Origin of the sequence: Nocardia sp. NPDC050713 (assembly GCF_040654315.1) — a bacterium.
Taxonomy (GTDB): domain Bacteria; phylum Actinomycetota; class Actinomycetes; order Mycobacteriales; family Mycobacteriaceae; genus Nocardia.
This window is the reverse complement of sequence record NZ_JBFAHS010000004.1, coordinates 165,934-182,017: the sequence shown is the minus strand read 5'-3', so window position 1 is coordinate 182,017 and position 16,084 is coordinate 165,934. Positions and strand designations below refer to the sequence as shown.

General features: G+C 69.0%; 15 protein-coding genes and 1 riboswitch. Of the genes, 8 read left to right on the top strand and 7 right to left on the bottom strand.

All coding sequences use genetic code 11. The annotated features are described in order from the left end of the window. Positions 1–50: 50 nt before the first annotated feature. Complete coding sequence (locus AB0H49_RS09930) at positions 51–908, top strand: LLM class F420-dependent oxidoreductase (RefSeq protein ID WP_355003086.1); 858 nt, start codon at positions 51–53, stop codon at positions 906–908. A gap of 186 nt (positions 909–1,094) precedes the next feature. Here AB0H49_RS09930 and AB0H49_RS09925 read toward each other — a convergent pair whose 3' ends face one another. From AB0H49_RS09925 to AB0H49_RS09915, 3 genes are read right to left on the bottom strand one after another with little or no spacing between them, the layout of a single operon-like run. Continuing rightward, positions 1,095–2,780, bottom strand: coding sequence for an ABC transporter permease (locus AB0H49_RS09925; protein WP_357249432.1), 1,686 nt, complete (start codon positions 2,778–2,780; stop codon positions 1,095–1,097). Continuing rightward, positions 2,777–3,709, bottom strand: coding sequence for an ABC transporter ATP-binding protein (locus AB0H49_RS09920; protein WP_357249429.1), 933 nt, complete (start codon positions 3,707–3,709; stop codon positions 2,777–2,779). The genes AB0H49_RS09925 and AB0H49_RS09920 overlap by 4 nt, the downstream gene beginning before the upstream one ends. After that, positions 3,706–4,362: a TetR family transcriptional regulator gene (locus AB0H49_RS09915; RefSeq protein ID WP_355002711.1), complete on the bottom strand. Its 657-nt coding sequence runs from the start codon at positions 4,360–4,362 to the stop codon at positions 3,706–3,708. Before AB0H49_RS09915 ends, AB0H49_RS09920 begins: the two co-directional genes overlap by 4 nt. 86 nt (positions 4,363–4,448) lie before the next feature. On the opposite strand from AB0H49_RS09915, the gene AB0H49_RS09910 reads away from it, so the two are divergent. After that, positions 4,449–6,383: an acyl-CoA dehydrogenase gene (locus AB0H49_RS09910; RefSeq protein ID WP_355002710.1), complete on the top strand. Its 1,935-nt coding sequence runs from the start codon at positions 4,449–4,451 to the stop codon at positions 6,381–6,383. Here AB0H49_RS09910 and AB0H49_RS09905 read toward each other — a convergent pair. The 4 genes from AB0H49_RS09905 to AB0H49_RS09890 form a co-directional block, all read right to left on the bottom strand. Next, positions 6,368–7,021 carry a phosphatase PAP2 family protein gene (locus AB0H49_RS09905; RefSeq protein WP_357250064.1) on the bottom strand — a complete coding sequence of 218 codons (654 nt, stop codon included), beginning with the start codon at positions 7,019–7,021 and terminating at the stop codon, positions 6,368–6,370. The two genes, AB0H49_RS09910 and AB0H49_RS09905, sit on opposite strands and share 16 nt — an antisense overlap. Positions 7,022–7,241: 220 nt before the next feature. Then, complete coding sequence (locus AB0H49_RS09900) at positions 7,242–8,132, bottom strand: nuclease-related domain-containing protein (protein ID WP_355002709.1); 891 nt, start codon at positions 8,130–8,132, stop codon at positions 7,242–7,244. A 108-nt stretch (positions 8,133–8,240) separates the two neighbouring features. Further along, the gene (locus AB0H49_RS09895; protein ID WP_357249425.1) at positions 8,241–9,632 is read right to left on the bottom strand and encodes a DUF2252 domain-containing protein; all 1,392 of its coding nucleotides are present in this window, start codon (positions 9,630–9,632) and stop codon (positions 8,241–8,243) included. Positions 9,633–9,677: 45 nt separating this feature from the next. Beyond that, positions 9,678–11,372 (bottom strand): GMC family oxidoreductase, encoded by a 1,695-nt coding sequence (locus AB0H49_RS09890; protein ID WP_357249422.1) that lies wholly within the window; start codon positions 11,370–11,372, stop codon positions 9,678–9,680. Between the two features lie 185 nt (positions 11,373–11,557). Between AB0H49_RS09890 and AB0H49_RS09885 the strand changes: the two genes are divergently transcribed. From AB0H49_RS09885 to AB0H49_RS09860, 6 genes are all read left to right on the top strand, one after another. Beyond that, positions 11,558–12,142, top strand: a complete 585-nt coding sequence (locus AB0H49_RS09885) for a CDP-alcohol phosphatidyltransferase family protein (RefSeq protein WP_355003084.1) — start codon at positions 11,558–11,560, stop codon at positions 12,140–12,142. 42 nt (positions 12,143–12,184) lie between these two features. Further along, positions 12,185–12,583: a glycine cleavage system protein GcvH gene (gene gcvH / locus AB0H49_RS09880; protein ID WP_355002706.1), complete on the top strand. Its 399-nt coding sequence runs from the start codon at positions 12,185–12,187 to the stop codon at positions 12,581–12,583. A 164-nt stretch (positions 12,584–12,747) separates the two neighbouring features. Further along, complete coding sequence (locus AB0H49_RS09875; protein WP_067839009.1) at positions 12,748–13,233, top strand: FHA domain-containing protein; 486 nt, start codon at positions 12,748–12,750, stop codon at positions 13,231–13,233. 145 nt (positions 13,234–13,378) lie between these two features. After that, positions 13,379–14,182, top strand: coding sequence for a MerR family transcriptional regulator (locus AB0H49_RS09870; RefSeq protein WP_355002705.1), 804 nt, complete (start codon positions 13,379–13,381; stop codon positions 14,180–14,182). A gap of 224 nt (positions 14,183–14,406) precedes the next feature. Beyond that, positions 14,407–14,880, top strand: coding sequence for a bifunctional nuclease family protein (locus AB0H49_RS09865; protein WP_067778565.1), 474 nt, complete (start codon positions 14,407–14,409; stop codon positions 14,878–14,880). A 203-nt stretch (positions 14,881–15,083) separates the two neighbouring features. Then, positions 15,084–15,677, top strand: a complete 594-nt coding sequence (locus tag AB0H49_RS09860; RefSeq protein ID WP_067778562.1) for a MerR family transcriptional regulator — start codon at positions 15,084–15,086, stop codon at positions 15,675–15,677. A 132-nt stretch (positions 15,678–15,809) separates the two neighbouring features. Further along, positions 15,810–15,908: riboswitch (glycine riboswitch) on the top strand. The last annotated feature ends 176 nt before the right edge of the window (positions 15,909–16,084 follow it).

Below are 16,084 nucleotides of genomic sequence, written 5' to 3'. Positions count from 1 at the left end.
CCGAAAGATGGTAGAACTTGTTCTAATTTCTGGCGATGGGAGTACGTGCGGTGCGGTACGGGATCGTGTTGTTCACCAGTGACCGGGGCATTACCCCCGCCGACGCCGCGGCGGCGGCCGAGCGGGCCGGCTTCGACTCGTTCTATGTGCCCGAGCACACCCATATTCCGGTGGTGCGCGCCGCCGCGCACCCACGCACCGGCGACGCGAGCCTGCCCGACGACCGCTACCTGCGCACCCTGGACCCCTGGGTCGCCCTGGGCACCGCCGCGGCGGTGACCGAGCGCATCACCCTCTCGACCGCGGTCGCGCTGCCCGCCGAACACCACCCGATCACCCTGGCCAAGGCCATCGCCTCGCTGGATCACCTGTCCGGCGGCCGGGTCAGCCTCGGCGTCGGATTCGGTTGGAACACCGACGAACTCGCCCACCACGGGGTGCCCGCGAACAAGCGGCGCACGGTGCTACGCGAGCACCTGGACGCGATGCGCGCGATCTGGAGCGAGGAAGAGGCCAGCTTCTCCGGCGAGTTCGTCAACTTCGGACCGAGCTGGTCGTGGCCGAAGCCGGCACAGAAGCGCATCCCCGTGCTGCTCGGCGCGGCGGGCGGGGAGAAGTCGTTCGCCTGGCTAGCCGAGAACGCCGACGGATGGATCACCACGCCCACCGAAGAGGGTCTCGGCGAGAAGATCGAACTGCTGCACCGGATCTGGCGTGAACATGGGCGCACCGAGACCCCGGAGATCATCGCGCTGGCCGGGCGGCACGACGCGGCGCAGTTGGCGCGGTGGGCCGAACTCGGTGTCACCGAAGCGGTTTTCGGTCTGCCGGACCGCGGCGCGGAAGAGGTCCGCGCCTACCTGGAGCGGCTGGCGGGCAAGCTGTCCAAAGGGACGCTGCCGAAGTAATCCGCCGACAGCCCGCGCACAGCCGGAGCGAAGGCGAAGGTACGCCTCGAGGAATGCTGCCGGAATCGGGCTGTCTGCGCCTGGCCGAAGCGGAGGCGGAGGTGCGCGTCGGGCGGAATGCGAACGGCGCTGGCGATGCCGCGCGCCGCCGCTGTGGAGCAGCGGCGGCGCGGATTCGGTAGCAGTTCAGCGCAAGTCGCGGCGGCGGTAGGCCGCCATGCCGACGGCGAGCAGGGCCGCGGCGATGCCGAGCAGCCACAGGATCGGCGTCGCCTCGAACGGCGCACCGGGCAGCTTCGGCGGATGCACGAACGGCACCAGGTCGACCGTCCACTGCGGCAGGCCGTCCAGCGAGCCGACGAAGAAGATCACGATCATCCCGCTGAGCACGCCCCAGGCGACCGGCGTGTAGCGCGGCGCGAGCCCGAAGATCGCGACGGTGATGCCGGTGACGACCCACACCGCGGGCACCTGAACCGCCGCGGCGGCCAGCGATTCCGGCAGCTTCTCGCCGAGTTCGCCCGTGCTGAGACCGTAGACGACGCCGATCGCGAGCCCGGCGGTCAGCAGGGCGATCGCGGGTCCGGCCAGCGCGAAACCGATGTGGCTCAACGCGTAGCGGGTCCGGCCCACCGCGGCAGCCAGCGTGGCCTCGGCCCGCTGGCTGGACTCTTCGTCGTGCAGGCGCAGCGCCGCCGAGATCGAATAGGCGCCTGCCGCCGCGGCCAGCATGGTGATCGCGTAGGCGATGAACGACTCCTCCAGGCTCTCCGAACCGCCCATGCGCGTGACCAGATCGGTGATGGTGCCGCTGTCGTCGAGCATGTCGCTGACGCTGTTCACCGCGCCGCCGATCAACAGCCCGTACAGGCCGAAACCGATGGTCCAGGCGAGCAGCGTGCCGCGCTGCAGCCGCCAGGCCAGCGCGACCGGCCCGGCGAATCCCGGCGCGGCGGCGGCCGGACCCGGACGCTCGGCGAGCAGCCCCGAGCCGGTGTCGCGCGAGGCGAGCAAGGCGTAGGCGGCGCCCGTCGCCAGCACGGCGACCGTGGCCAGCGGCAGCAGTACCCACCACCGCTCGTCGGCGTACGGTCGGATCTGCAGCGACCAGCCGATCGGGGACAACCAGGACAGCACGCCGTTGCCCGCGTCGCCGACCGCCCGCAGCGCGAACGCCGCGCCGAGCGCCGCGAACGCTACGCCGCGCGCGACCCGCGCACCGGCGCTGACCTGGGCGGCGACCGCCGCGATCGCGGCCCACGCGATGCCGGACGCGGCCAGCGCCGCACCGAACGCCAGCGAACCCGCCGCGGGCAGATCGGCCGCGTAGAGCGATGCGGCGCAGGCGATTCCGGCGATCAACGCCCCGCCGAAGGTCATGACGAGCGCCGCGGTCAGCCCGGCGAAGCGGCCGATGCTGGTGGCGCCGACCAGCTCCGCGCGGCCGGTCTCCTCTTCGACCCTGGTGTGCCGGATGACGGTCAGGATGGTCGCGATCGCGATCATCGTGTACATCGCGCCGGCCTTCCAGGTACCGATGGAACCGAGCTCGGTGCTGAACACCGGCCCGTACATCGCGACCAGCGCCGGACTGTCCGCGGTGGTGCGCGCGAAATCGTCGAGCTGGGTCTGGGTGGTGTACAGATCCTTGATGCTGACCACCTGGAAGGCGGGCATCAGTCCGATCAGCAGCGACCACAGCGGCAGCACGATCCGGTCGCGGCGCAGGTACAGGCGCAACAGCTGCCCGGTGCCCGCGAAATCGGCGGACTCGCCGAAAAGCGTTGTGGCAGGGGCCCGGTGGGCGGCCGCGGTGGGCCCACCCGTCGCCCGGCCGCCACCCCTCGAGGAATCGCTTCGCGATGCTGTCATGCCCGCACCTTCTCCCCGAGCTTCGCCGCGGCGTCCTTGTCCTTGCCGTCGACGTGGTAATGCCGCATGAACAGCTCCTCGAGCGTGGGCGGAGCACTGGTGAGACTGCGCACGCCCGTGTCGCCGAGCACCCGGATCAGCTCGCCGAGGTGCTCGCTGTCCACCTGGCAGCGCAGCGTGGATCCGTCGCGCTCGATATCCTCGACGCCCGAGATCCGGCTGAGATCGCCTGGGTCGCCGAGCAATTCGGCGGTGATGGCGGTGCGCGAGAGGTGCCGCAGGTCGGACAGCGACCCGCTCTCGACCGTCCGGCCCGCCCGGATGATGGTCACCCGGTCGCAGAGCGCCTCGACCTCGGACAGGATGTGGCTCGACAACAGCACTGTCGCACCGCGCTGCTGCGCCTCGTGCACGCACTCGCGAAAAACCTGTTCCATCAACGGATCCAGGCCGGAGGTCGGCTCGTCGAGTAGCAGCAGCCGCACGTCGGAGGCGAGCGCCGAGATCAGCGCGACCTTCTGGCGGTTGCCCTTGGAGTAGGTGCGTGCCTTCTTGCGGGGGTCCAGATCGAAGCGTTCGATCAGCTCGGCGCGGCGTTCGGCGTTGATGCCGCCGCGCATCCTGGCGAGCAGGTCGATGGTCTCGCCGCCGGACAGCGACGGCCACAGCGTGACATCGCCTGGCACATAAGCCAATTCGCGGTGCAGGCCGACCGCGTCGGTCCACGGGTCGCGGCCGAACAGCCGGACGCGACCGGAAGTGGCGCGCAAGATGCCGAGCAGGACCCGGATGGTGGTCGACTTGCCCGCGCCGTTGGGGCCGAGGAAGCCGTGGATCTCGCCTTCGCGGACCGCGAGGTCGAGCCCGTCCAGGGCGGTGACGTGTCCGAAGGTCTTTCGCAGATCTTCGATTTCGATGACCTCGGTCATCTGTGCTCCTTCATGACAGTGTCCATCAGGGTGGTGTCGGTGAGCAGGCCCTGGGTGTAGAACTCGAGGGCCGGTGGGGTGAGTTCTTCGGTGATGGCGCGGATCGCCTTGCGGAAGTCGATCTTCTCGCCCTCGCGGTGGTGCAACTGGACCCACAGCAGGACGGCGCCGACATTGAGCGTCATCAGGTAGCGGGCGCGGGCCTTGTGGTCGCGACTCGGCTTGATGGTTCCCGCGTCGACCCCCTGCTGCATGTAGCCCTCGGCGTCGGCGACCATGTGCTCGAACAGGGACTCGGCCATCGGCCCACCCGCTTGCAGGCTGCGCACCATGTAGGCGACGAGCGGACCGTACGTTTCGATCTCGGCCAGTGCGGCGAGCGTGCCGGACGCGGCGTTCGGCGCTGTGATGGCCTTGACCTTCTCGTCCCGGATCAGTTGCAACACTCGGTCGTCGCAAGCGGCGCGCAGGCCGTTCTTGGAACCGAAGTGGTGGTTGACCAGGCCGGGGGAGACACCTGCCGCGGCGGCGATGGCGCGGACTCCGACCTGGAATCCCTGCTCACCGAAGACTTCGATCGCGGCGTCTCTGATCCGGGCCGCCGTGCTCAGATCTGCGGCGGATCCTTGCGATACGGGCTGTTGCTTGAACACATGTTCAGTATATTAAACGGCTGTTCAATCGAGGGCAAGAGTTTTGGCTCGAGACCGGGTGGTACGTGGCGACTATGGTCGAAGTCATGGCAACCGGCAGCAGCTCTACGACGGCAGAACACCTTCGTGCGGCACTCGACGGACCGTGGGGGTCCGTCCGCGAGGAGGCCCGAACCCAACTGGCCGGACAGGAATTCACCGGCGATCCCTACCTCGACTACAAGGCGGCGCGAGCCCGCGTGCTCGACCAGATGCGCGTGATCGCGACCCTGGGCTACGCCGAGCGCGGATTCCGCAGGGAGAACGGCGGAACCAGCGAACCGGGCGCGGCCGTCACCGGGTTGGAGATGCTCGCCTACGCGGACCTCTCGCTGTGGGTGAAGGCGGGCGTGCAGTGGGGCCTGTTCGGCGGCGCGGTGGAGAATCTCGGCACCGAACGCCACCGCGACTACATCCGCAGGCTGATCTCGCTGGACCTGCTCGGTTGCTTCGCGATGACCGAATCCGGGCACGGCAGCGACGTCGCCAACATCGAGACCACCGCCACCTACGATCCCGACACCGAGGAATTCGTGGTGCACAGTCCGACGCCCTCGGCGCGCAAGGACTACATCGGCGGCGCCGCCGAGCACGCCCGGATGGCCGCGGTCTTCGCCCAGCTCATCACCAAGGGCGAGAACCAGGGCGTGCACTGCCTGCTGGTGCCGATCCGCGACGAGCAGGGCGCCGATCTGCCCGGCGTGACCACCTCCGACGACGGACTCAAAGGCGGCCTGCTCGGTGTCGACAACGGCCGCATCGTCTTCGACCACGTCCGCGTGCCGCGCGAGAACCTGCTCAACCGGTACGCCGACGTCGCGCCCGACGGCACCTACAGCTCGGAGATCGAGAACCCGAGCCGCCGCTTCTTCACCACCCTCGGCACGCTGGTGCGCGGGCGGGTCAGCGTGGGCGGCGCGGCGGCGGCGGGCGCGCGGGTCGCGCTGAGCATCGCGCTGCGCTACGCGCTGAAGCGCAGGCAGTTCTCCGACCCGGACACCGGCGAGGAGACGGTGCTGCTGGACTACCGCAGTCATCAGCGCAGGCTGCTGCCGCTGCTGGCGAAGTCCTACGCCTACGCCTTCGCGCAGAACGACCTGGTGCGCCGCATGCACCTGGTGCAGACCGGTCAGGATCTGGAGCCGAACGCGCAGCGCGCGCTGGAGAAGCGCGCGGCGGGCCTGAAGGTCGCCCAGACCAGGCACGCCACCCGCGCCATCCAGGAGTGCCGCGAAGCCTGCGGCGGCGCGGGGTATCTCACCGAGAACCGCCTGGTGACGCTCAAGGGTGACACCGATGTGTTCACCACGTTCGAAGGTGACAACGTAGTCCTCACGCAGTTGGTCGCCAAGGAACTGCTGACCGCGTACGCCGACGAGATCCGCGATCTGGACGCGCTCGGCTGGGTGCGCTTCGCGGCCACCATGGCGGGCGACGTGGTGCGTAAGCGTTCCGGTGTGCGTCAGCTCATCCAGACGCTGCGCGACCGCGGCGACGACGGCGTGGACGAGGGCGATCTGTCACGGCGCGCGGTGCAGTTGCAGCTGTTCGCCGACCGCGAGGACTACCTGGTGCGCACCGCCGCGCACCGGCTGCGCGCGCGGGCCGAGGAGACCGGTCCCTTCGAGGCGTTCAACAACGCCCAGGACCACATCCTGGCCGCGGGCTCCGCGCACATCGACCGGCTGGTGCTGGAAGCCTTCATCGAAGGCATCGGCGACATCGAGGATCCGGAGGCCAAGGCGCTCGCCGACCTCGTGTGCGATCTGTTCGTCTACACCATGCTCGAGGAGAACTCGGCCTGGTTCATCATGCACCGGTTCATGTCGGTGGAGCGAGCCAAGGCGGTCCGCCGCGGCGTGAACGAGCTGGTGGACCGGCTGCGCCCGCACGCGCTGACCCTCGTCGAGGGGATGGGCGTGCCGGAGAGCATGTTGCGCGCCGCGCTGCTCGACGACGCCAGCGTCTACGAGCGGAGCTGATCGGGGGCGGTGCGGTCCGCGCCGAGCGCGTCACGGGAGACAGCGCCCGCGAGCGAATCGGTGATCGCGCACAGGGCGAGCACCATCGCGACGGCCGCGGCCGCACCGCCGAGCACATCCGTGGCGAGGTGGTAGTCGAGCCCGATCATGCCCACCGCCACACCACCGAGCGCGACGACGGCCACCACCGCGACCGTACGCCGGGCTCCGGTCGAATCCGTCAGCAGGACGAACGTGGCCGCGATCGCGACCAGGTGCACGGTGTGCCCGCTCGGGTAGGCCAGATAGTCGTGCAGCGGGCGGTCCCACAGCGGTTTCAGCACCCAGGTGTTGATCGCGAGGGCCACTTCCGGAACCACGAACATCGTTGCGGCGCGCCACCATTCGCGGCGGTAGGCGAACCACGCGGTCGCGGCGCAGAGCAGCGGAAGCAGGATGTAGGCGTTGCTCGGCACGACGAGGACGTGGTAGACGCCGCGATACCCGTCCAGCGTCGCGCGGACCGGCTCCTCGACCGCCCGATCGAGATCCGTGCGCCCGCCGTCCGCGGGGAACGACGACGGGATCGTCAGGGCGATCACCGCGCACAGCACGCCGGTGTACGCGCGCACCGCGCCGGATGCCTGCCGTCCGTCCATCACCGGTCGACGATAGCGGGGCGCGGTCACCCCCGCGCGGTCGGTGATCGTCGATCAGCGTGCGGACCGACCGTCACATGCCGCGCCGGTACGCGTGCGGAGCGGAGCAGCTGGGCGCGCGACGTCGATCACCCCTGCGGTCGGCGGCCGTGCAGCCGTTCGAGCCGGTCGGCGTGGACAGCCGGATCGGCCGCGATCAGTCGGCGAACCGAATCGATGATCAGCCCGGCCCGTAGGTCAGGATCGCGGTGACCACGAACCACAGCACCCACGCGATGGCCGCCACCATGCCTACCGTGAGCACCGCGCGCATGAGCGCACGGCCCATGTCGATGTCGCCGCGCTCGGTCGGGTAGAGCTTCCACGGGCTGTACCACGGCGCCTGGAAGGCGGGCTTCTGCGCGTCGCGCTCCAGCTGGGCGAGCTCCTCGGCGTAGGCCTCGGCCTGCGCCTGCTGCGGGCCGCCGTGCCACAGCGTGATGTCGATGGGGCCGAGGAAGCCCTCGTTGAGCAGATCCTGCGGCGCGGGCAGATAGGGGAGAATGCCGAGACCGCGGAAGGCCACCGCGACGTCGTTGGCGGTCCACAGGTGCTTCTCGCTGTCGGCGAGGGTCTCGAAGTAGTGCCGCAGCCTACCGGGGTCGGTGCCGAGGATGACGTCGAAACTCGGGTCGCTCCAAGCCTGTTGGATCTGGAGCTCGGCCCCGCGCAGCGGCACCACGAGCGCGACGCCGTGCACCGCGCGCTGCCCGAGGCCGCGGGCCGACAGCCAGTCCTGCAACGCGAAGGTGTGTTCCCTGGACTTCTCCAGCGGCGTGCGCCGGTCGCGGCCCTCCATCGCGGCGGTCTCGCCGTTGATGGTCCACGGTCCGTTGAGCGGGATCTCGAGCACGCCGTCCTGGCGGGCGACGAGCGCTTCGGCCTCGATCACCACGCAGCTCGTCGGCGTCCAGACGACGGCGTCGAACTGGTGCAGCCGGTCCTTGTGGAACAGGCTGCAATTGATGGTGGCCACGCCGTGCGGACTGGCCGGGTCCTTCCAGGTGCGCAGCCAGTCGATCAGTGCCCGTTCGGCATTCGTGCCAGCCGGGTTCTGTACTCGTACGAGCATTCGCGACCGCCCTTCACGTCGTCACTCGACAGTGGACAGGATACGAGCAACGGCGCGGGGCGCGCCGCGCCGACGGTGCCGCACGGCGTGTTGGACGCGCGGCACCTTTCATTCGGGAATCTCCGCGGCGAGTTCGCCCGCCCGGACCGCGCGTTCGAGTTCGGCGTGATCGGCCTCGGTGCGGTCGGCGTAGCGCACCGCGAAGGCCGCGACCGCGTCCTCGAAGCGCTCGTCGCCGTCCAGATAGCCCGAGAGCAGGCGTGGGTCGAGCGAGCGCGAATGCGCGCGGGCCAGCAGCGCGCCCGCCAGCCTGCCGTAGTCGTCCAGGTCGCCCGCGGAGAGCCCGGCCGGATCGATGCTGCCCTTGAAATTGCGGAACTGCCGGACGATGAAGGGCAGCTTCCGCTCGCCGAGTTCGAGCGTCGTCCAGCCGAGCAGGATATCGCTCTCGGACTGAACGAGCCTGGCGCCCTGGACGATTCGCTCGCCCTCGTGCCGCACCGGCGGCGCGGGCAGGTACGGTGCCAGCGCGGACGGTATCGACTGCTTGAGCTGAAGCACCAGCACCTCGCCGTCGTTGCCGTGCAGCAGCGCGACATAGCTGTGCAGCCCGACGCTTCCGGTGCCGACGATGCGAAAGGCGATGTCGGACACCGCGAACCGGGCCAGCAGGTTGCGCCGCGACTCGCGCAGCGTGTCGCCGTAGCGTTCCAGTCCGTCGATGACGGCCTGCTCCACGGCGTCCTCGACCGCGGTGAGAACCGGTGGGTCGCTGACGAATCGGTGCTTGCTGATGCCGGTCTCGTGGTCGTCGAGATGCGTGGTCCATTTGGCGGCGACCTTGGCGCTGGTGTTCTTGCGCGCCTTCTTCGCCGCCTTCTTGAAGTCGTCGAGCAGGTCGTCGGCCTTGGCCTTGCTGATCACCGATTCGTCGGGCAGCGCGCTCCAGGACTCCATGAACGGCTGCTCGGCGAGCGCGTCGATGGCGAGCCGGTAGGCGCGGGCGGCGTCGCGCGCGGCCGTGCGGCAGTCGTCCTCGTCGGCGCCGGACTCGCGCCCGGCCAGCACCAGGCTGGCGGCGAGCCGCTCCAGATCCCACTCCCACGGACCGGCGATCGTCTCGTCGAAATCGTTGATGTCCATGATGATCTCGCCGCGCGAGGTGCCGTAGAGGCCGAAGTTCGCGGCGTGCGCGTCACCGCACAGCTGCGCGTCGACCCCGCTGACCGGCCCGCCCGCGAGATCGGCGGCCATCAGTCCGGCCGCGCCGCGGTAGAACGTGAACGGCCCGGACATCATGCGCCCCACCCGCAGCGGCACCAGGTGCGGCAGCCGGTCCGCGTGCGCGGCGCGCAGGAACTCCAGCACGTCCGGACGCCGCTCGCCCGCGGCTTCGCGGTCGCGCGCCGTCACCGGGACGCGCTCGCGCAGGGCGCGCCCCTTGGCCCGCACGTCCTCGGCGGGGACGTAGGAGCGCAGATCGATACCACTGTCGGACACAACCGATCACGCTATCCTGCCGCCGCCGATTCCGGCGTATCGTCCTCAGCTCGCGGGGACCGGGGGATCGACCGGCGTGATCGGCAAGCGCAGGGCGCCGGGCGCGGCGGCGGGGACGGCGGGCCGGACCGGCGCGACCGGATCGATGCGGCGGTAGGGCTCGCCGAGCGCGGGGCGCGGATCGGCCTGCCCCTTGTTGGGCCAGAAGGCCATGGCCCGTTCGGCCTGGGCGGTGATGGTCAGCGAGGGGTTCACGCCGAGATTCGCGGTGACCGCCGACCCGTCCGCGACGTGCAGGCCCGGATGCCCGAACACCCGCTGGTACGGGTCGACCACGCCGGTCTCCGCGCTCTCGCCGATGACGCAGCCGCCGATGTAGTGCGCGGTGGCCGGGATGTCGAAGACGTCCATGATCAGGCCGTGGGTGTCGCCGTCCACCTTGTCCGCGAAGCGGCGGCCGACCTCGTGCGCGAGCGGTATCCAGGTCGGGTTCGGCTCGCCCGTGCCCTGCCTGGTCTTGAGCTGCCCGCGCTTGCGGAACGAGGTCAGCGAGTTGTCCAGCGACTGCATCACCAGCAGGATCACCGACTTCTCCGAGGCGTGCCTGGCGTTCAGGCTGCGCAGAAACACCAACGGGTGCACCAGGATCGCCAGCAGGAAACGCAGGAAGCGGAACGCGCCGCCGTCCACGATCGGCACCGACATGGGGAACAGCGCGTTCTGGCCCTTGCCGTAGTGACAGACCTCGATGTGGGTGTCGGCCTCCGGGTGGATGGAGGAGGTGATCGCGATGCCCTCGGCGAAGTCGCGGCGCGAGCGGCTCACCACATTGAGGATTGCTTCGGAGTTGCTGCGGGTCAGTTCACCGAGCCGCGGCGAGAGGCCGGGCAGGATCTTCTCGTCGCGCATCCGGTGCAGCAGCTTCTGGGTGCCGAGCGCGGCGCCGGCGAACACCACCTGCTCGGCGGTGAAGGTATTGCGCTGCTTGCGAATCCAGCGATCCGAGCGCTCGGTCTGCACGGCGTAGCCGCCGCCGGACAGCGGGCGCACCGCGGTCGCGGTGGTCAGCGGATGGACCTCGGCGCCCGCCTGTTCGGCCAGGTAGAGGTAGTTGGTCGTGGTGGTGTTCTTGGCGTTGTGCGGGCAGCCGGTGAAGCAGCGCGCGCAGTGCACGCAGCCGCGGCGGCGCGGGCCCGCCCCGCCGAAGTAGGGGTCGTCGACCTCGGCGCCCGGATCGGATTCGTTGAAGAAGACGCCGACGTTCGTGGCGTGGAAGGTGTCGCCGACGCCGAGATCGTCGGCGATCTCCCTGATCACCTCGTCGGCGGGCGTCATGCGCGGGTTGGCTGCCACGCCGAGCATGCGCTTGGCCTGGTCGTAGTAGGGCGCCAGCTCGGACTGCCAGTCGGTGATGTGCGCCCACTGCCGGTCGGTGTAGAAGTTCGGCAGCGGCTCGTAGAGGGTGTTGCCGTAGATGAGCGAGCCGCCGCCGACGCCGGCGCCGGAGAACACCGCGCACTTGCCGAGGATGCTGATCCGCTGCGGTCCGGTGAGACCGAGGCGCGGGGCCCAAAGTGATTTACGCACGTTCCAATTCGTGCTCGGCAGGTCGTCGGCCGTCCACCGCCGCCCGGCCTCCAGCACGCCCACCCGGTACCCCTTCTCGGTCAGCCGCAGGGCGCTCACGCTGCCGCCGAACCCGGAACCGATCACTACCACGTCGTAGTCGAATGCGGGCATGACATCCTCTCCTCACCTATCGATGATGAGATATTTTCATACTCATTCTTTCACGGTGGGTGTTGTGGCGTAATCCCACGGCGAGCCCGGATGGCGGTCCGCGGGGTTCGTGCGGTAAGCACTGGCGTGTGACAACGGAATCGGGGACCACCGAACCCGGCGAGCGCGCCGACACCGGCGGCGGGGTGTTCGACGACCGCATCCTCACCGTCCCGAACGTGCTGAGCGTGCTGCGGTTGATCGGCGTCCCGCTGTTCCTGTGGCTGCTGCTCGTCGAACGAGCCGACGGCTGGGCCTTCGCGCTGCTCGTCGCCAGCGGCGTCACCGATTTCCTGGACGGCAAGCTGGCCAGGCTGCTCGATCAGGGCTCGCGCCTCGGCGCGCTGCTCGACCCGTTCGTCGACCGGCTCTTCCTGGTGACCACCTTGCTGGCCTTCGTGATCCGCGGTCTGCTGCCGTGGTGGGTCGCGCTGCTGCTCGTCGGGCGCGACCTGTTGCTGACCCTGACCCTCTCGGTGTACAAACGACGCGATCTGGATCCGCCCGAGGTCATCTATCTGGGCAAGGCGGCCACCTTCGCGCTCATGTCCGCGCTGCCCTGGTTGCTTGCCGGACAGATGGATTGGGCGCTGGACGGTTTCGGCCGGGCCTTCGGCGGGGCCTTCCTGGTCTGGGGCACGGCGGTGTATCTGTGGACCGGCGTGCTCTACGCGGGCAAGGCCATTGCGGTGGCGCGAGCGATACCGGCTGTGGGGCACCGTCACCCATAGCGGATAAGGTTGCGTGCAACGTTCACTACGAAAGGACGCCCAGTGCCCCTAACCCCGGAGGATCTGCGGTACACCGAAGAGCACGAGTGGGTGCGCCGGGTCGCCCCGAATCGGGTGCGGGTCGGCATCACCGACTACGCGCAGTCGCAGCTCGGTGACGTCGTGTTCGTGCAGCTGCCCGACGCGGACCGGGAGGCGAACGCGGGCGAGAGCATCGCCGAGGTCGAATCGACCAAGAGCGTCTCGGACATCTACGCGCCGCTGGACGCGAAAGTCGTTGCGGTGAATGGTGAACTCGCGAGCGAGCCGGAGCTGCTGAACACCGATCCGTACGGTGCGGGGTGGTTGTTCGAGCTGGAGGCGGCGGACGCCGACGGGCTCGATGTCACGCTGGGTGAACTGCTGGATGCGGCAGGTTATCAAGGAGTTATCGGGGCCTGACGCGGCCTTCCCAGTTCTACCTGCACGGGCACGCCCCGGCAGGGTACGGTCAAAGCCAACAGATGTGCCGGCATCCGATGCCGGTGTTCTAGCGACACGACCGGTCGTGTCGGCGAAGCATCACCTGCTTGCATGGATAATCAGGTTCGAGGAGGAGAGAAACGGTGAGCGAGAACAAAGACCCGGGTTACCAGGAGACCGCGGCCGAGACGACGTCGGTCTTCCGCGCGGATTTCCTGAACGAGGTCGACGCGTCGCGCTCCGGTGAGCAGACCGGCGAACAGCCGGTCCAAGGGGTCGAGGGTCTGCCGGTCGGCGCGGCCCTCCTGGTCGTCAAGCGCGGGCCGAACGCGGGATCGCGGTTCCTCCTGGATCAGCCGACCACTTCGGCGGGTCGTCACCCCGACAGTGACATCTTTCTCGACGACGTCACCGTCAGCCGTCGGCACGCCGAGTTCCGGCAGGACGACGACACCTTCCAGGTGGTGGATGTGGGCAGCCTGAACGGCACCTACGTGAACCGGGAACCGGTGGACTCCTCGGAGCTGCAGAACGGCGACGAGGTCCAGATCGGCAAGTTCCGGCTCGTGTTCCTCACCGGACCGCGCGCCTCCGTGAACGAGCCGTCGGCGGGTGCGGGCAGTCTATGAGCACTGGTTCGGAGGGCGGTGTTCGCGGGTCCCTGCGTGGTCACGCTCCGCTGCCGCCTCCGGGCCCTTCGCTCGCGCCGCGGGCGCCGATGTGTGTGAAAGGCACGGCGCTGTGACGGGCGCGGCGCAGTGGGCGCGCGGAGGAATGTCGATCGGCTCCGTTCTCGACCTGCTGCGACCCGACTTCCCCGATATCACCATCTCGAAGATCAGGTTCCTCGAAGCCGAGGGCCTGATCCGGCCGGAGCGTACGCCGTCCGGCTATCGCAGGTTCTCGGTCGCGGACTGCGAACGGCTCAGGTTCGTGCTGACCGCCCAGCGCGATCAGTACCTGCCGCTGAAGGTGATCAAGGAGCAACTCGAAGCGATCGACAGCGGGGCGGCCACGCTCGGTGTGCGGGAAGCCCGCGCCCGAGCGCACTCCGGTCGTCCGGGTGGTGCGGAGTCGGGGCCGGTCGCGGCCGCCGATTCCGGCCCCGTCGGTGCGCAGGGCGGCCGTGCCGCGCGGGTGGCCGCGCCGCGCCGATTGGGCGTGGTGCCCGGCGAGGTCTCGCCCGACGAGTTGCGCTTCGATCACGAAATCCGGCTCACCCGAGCCGATCTGCTGGAGCAGGCCGAGATCGACGAGAGATTCCTCAACGATCTGATCCGGGCCAACCTGATCGCACCGGGCGCCGCGGGATTCTTCGACGGCGAGGCGGTGACGTTGGCCAGAACCGCCCGCGCCATGGCCGAATTCGGTCTGGAAGCACGGCATCTGCGCGCCTTCAAACTGGCCGCGGACCGGGAGGCGGCGCTGCTCGCCCAGATCGCCGCGCCGATCGCGAAGAGCCGCGACGCGGGCGCGCGAGCAAGGGCCGAGGAAACAGTGCGCGAACTCGCGGCACTGTCGCTGACGCTGCACACCTGCCTGGTGAAAGCCTCGGTACGCAACTCTCTCGGAAGCTGACCTCCGCGCCTGTGTTCCACCCCGGCAACACGCCGATTTCGGCTGTGCACACCGATCGCAGCACCGCTGTCGGTTCGCCTAGACTCGTGGTACGGCGAGCTCTGCAGCGGTCAGGTCGGGCGGCCGGCGAATATGGGAGGCAGTGCTATGAGCGAGCGCAGCGAGCGAATCATGTGTCAGCGTGCTTCGCGCATGCCGGAGCCGAGCGTTAGCGAGGCGCAGGCATGAGTGAAATGCGCGTGATCGGCATCCGCGTCGAGCAGCCGCAGAACCAGCCCGTGTTGCTGCTGCGCGAGGTGTCGGGGGATCGGTACCTGCCGATCTGGATCGGCCAGGCCGAGGCGACCGCCATCGTGCTGGAGCAGGAGGGGGTGACTCCCATCCGCCCGCTGACCCACGATCTGATCAAGATCTTGATCACCGAGCTCGGGCACACCCTCAAGGAAGTCAGGATCGTGGATCTGCAGGAGGGCACCTTCTACGCGGATCTCGTCTTCGACAACGAGCTACGCATCTCGGCTCGTCCGTCGGACTCGGTCGCCATCGCCTTGCGGGTCGGTTGCCCGATCCACGCCGAGGAGTCGGTGCTCGAGGAGGCCGGGCTGGTGATGCCCGACGAGCGCGAGGACGAGGTGGAGAAGTTCAAGGAGTTCCTCGAGTCGGTGTCGCCGGACGACTTCAAAGCCACCGACAGCTGAAGGGTTTCGCGAAAATCTTCTAGACCTCAACTACAGCTGAAGACTTTTACCGCGCGTCGCGTTTGGTCCGACGATGTCGCTCCCGAGAGAATCAACGGGAGTAATCTCGATAGTTGGGCCACGTCCGGAATGACGGGTTGTTGGTCATCACCGGAGCCGGGCCATCGATGAGGCTAGGCGTCTGCGGAGCAAGGGAGTGGTCAGTGGCAGAGCAATCGCAGGATGTGCGGCGGCCGGACGTTCGTCCGACCGAGGGCTCAGAGGTTCAGCCCGGCCTGTTCCCGGATGACTCCGTACCCGATGAACTAGTCGGTTACCGTGTGCCGAGCGCGTGCCAGGTCGCTGGAATCACCTACCGGCAGCTCGACTACTGGGCGCGGACCGGGCTCGTGGTCCCCTCCATTCGCAGCGCGGCGGGTTCGGGAAGTCAGCGGCTGTACTCGTTCAAGGACATCCTGGTCCTCAAGATCGTGAAGCGGCTGCTGGACGCGGGGATCTCGCTGCAGAACATCCGCATCGCCGTGGATCATCTGCGCAGCAGGGGCGTCCAGGATCTGGCGGGCATCACCCTGTTCTCCGACGGCACCTCGGTGTACGAGTGCACCTCGCCCGAGGAGGTAGTCGATTTACTGCAGGGTGGGCAGGGCGTCTTCGGTATCGCGGTCAGCGGCGCCATGCGCGAGCTGACCGGCGCCATCGCCAACTTCCCCGCCGAGCGCGCCAGCAGCGCGACCGAGCGTCCGGAGGACGAGCTGGCGTTCCGGCGCAAGGCGCGGATGAACAGAGCGACCGGCTGATATCGGCGAATCGAGGCCACCGTCTCCCACGAGGGACGGTGGCCTTTTTCGGCGTGCTCGCGCGGAGTGACGAGGGCGACACCGGGGCGGAGACCTTGTTTCGCGGGGCGGCGACATAAACTGACGGTGCGTCGCCGCCGTGCGGGAGAGTCCCGGTCTCGAGCAGACCGGGCGCCGAAGGAGCAGCACCTCCCCGTCAATCTCTCAGGCAACAGGGACCGTACGGGCTTCGGCGCCTCTGGAAAGCGGTGGTCTGCGCTGTGCGCAGGGCCGCCCGCCCATGGGGAAAGGGGACCGGCTCCGGCCGGGTCGCCCGAATCTCTCAGGCACCACGACAGAGGGGGAGGGCTGGTACCCGTCGACACCGCGTCCCTCGACACGGCATCGACCCGCCCGACCATGGAGCT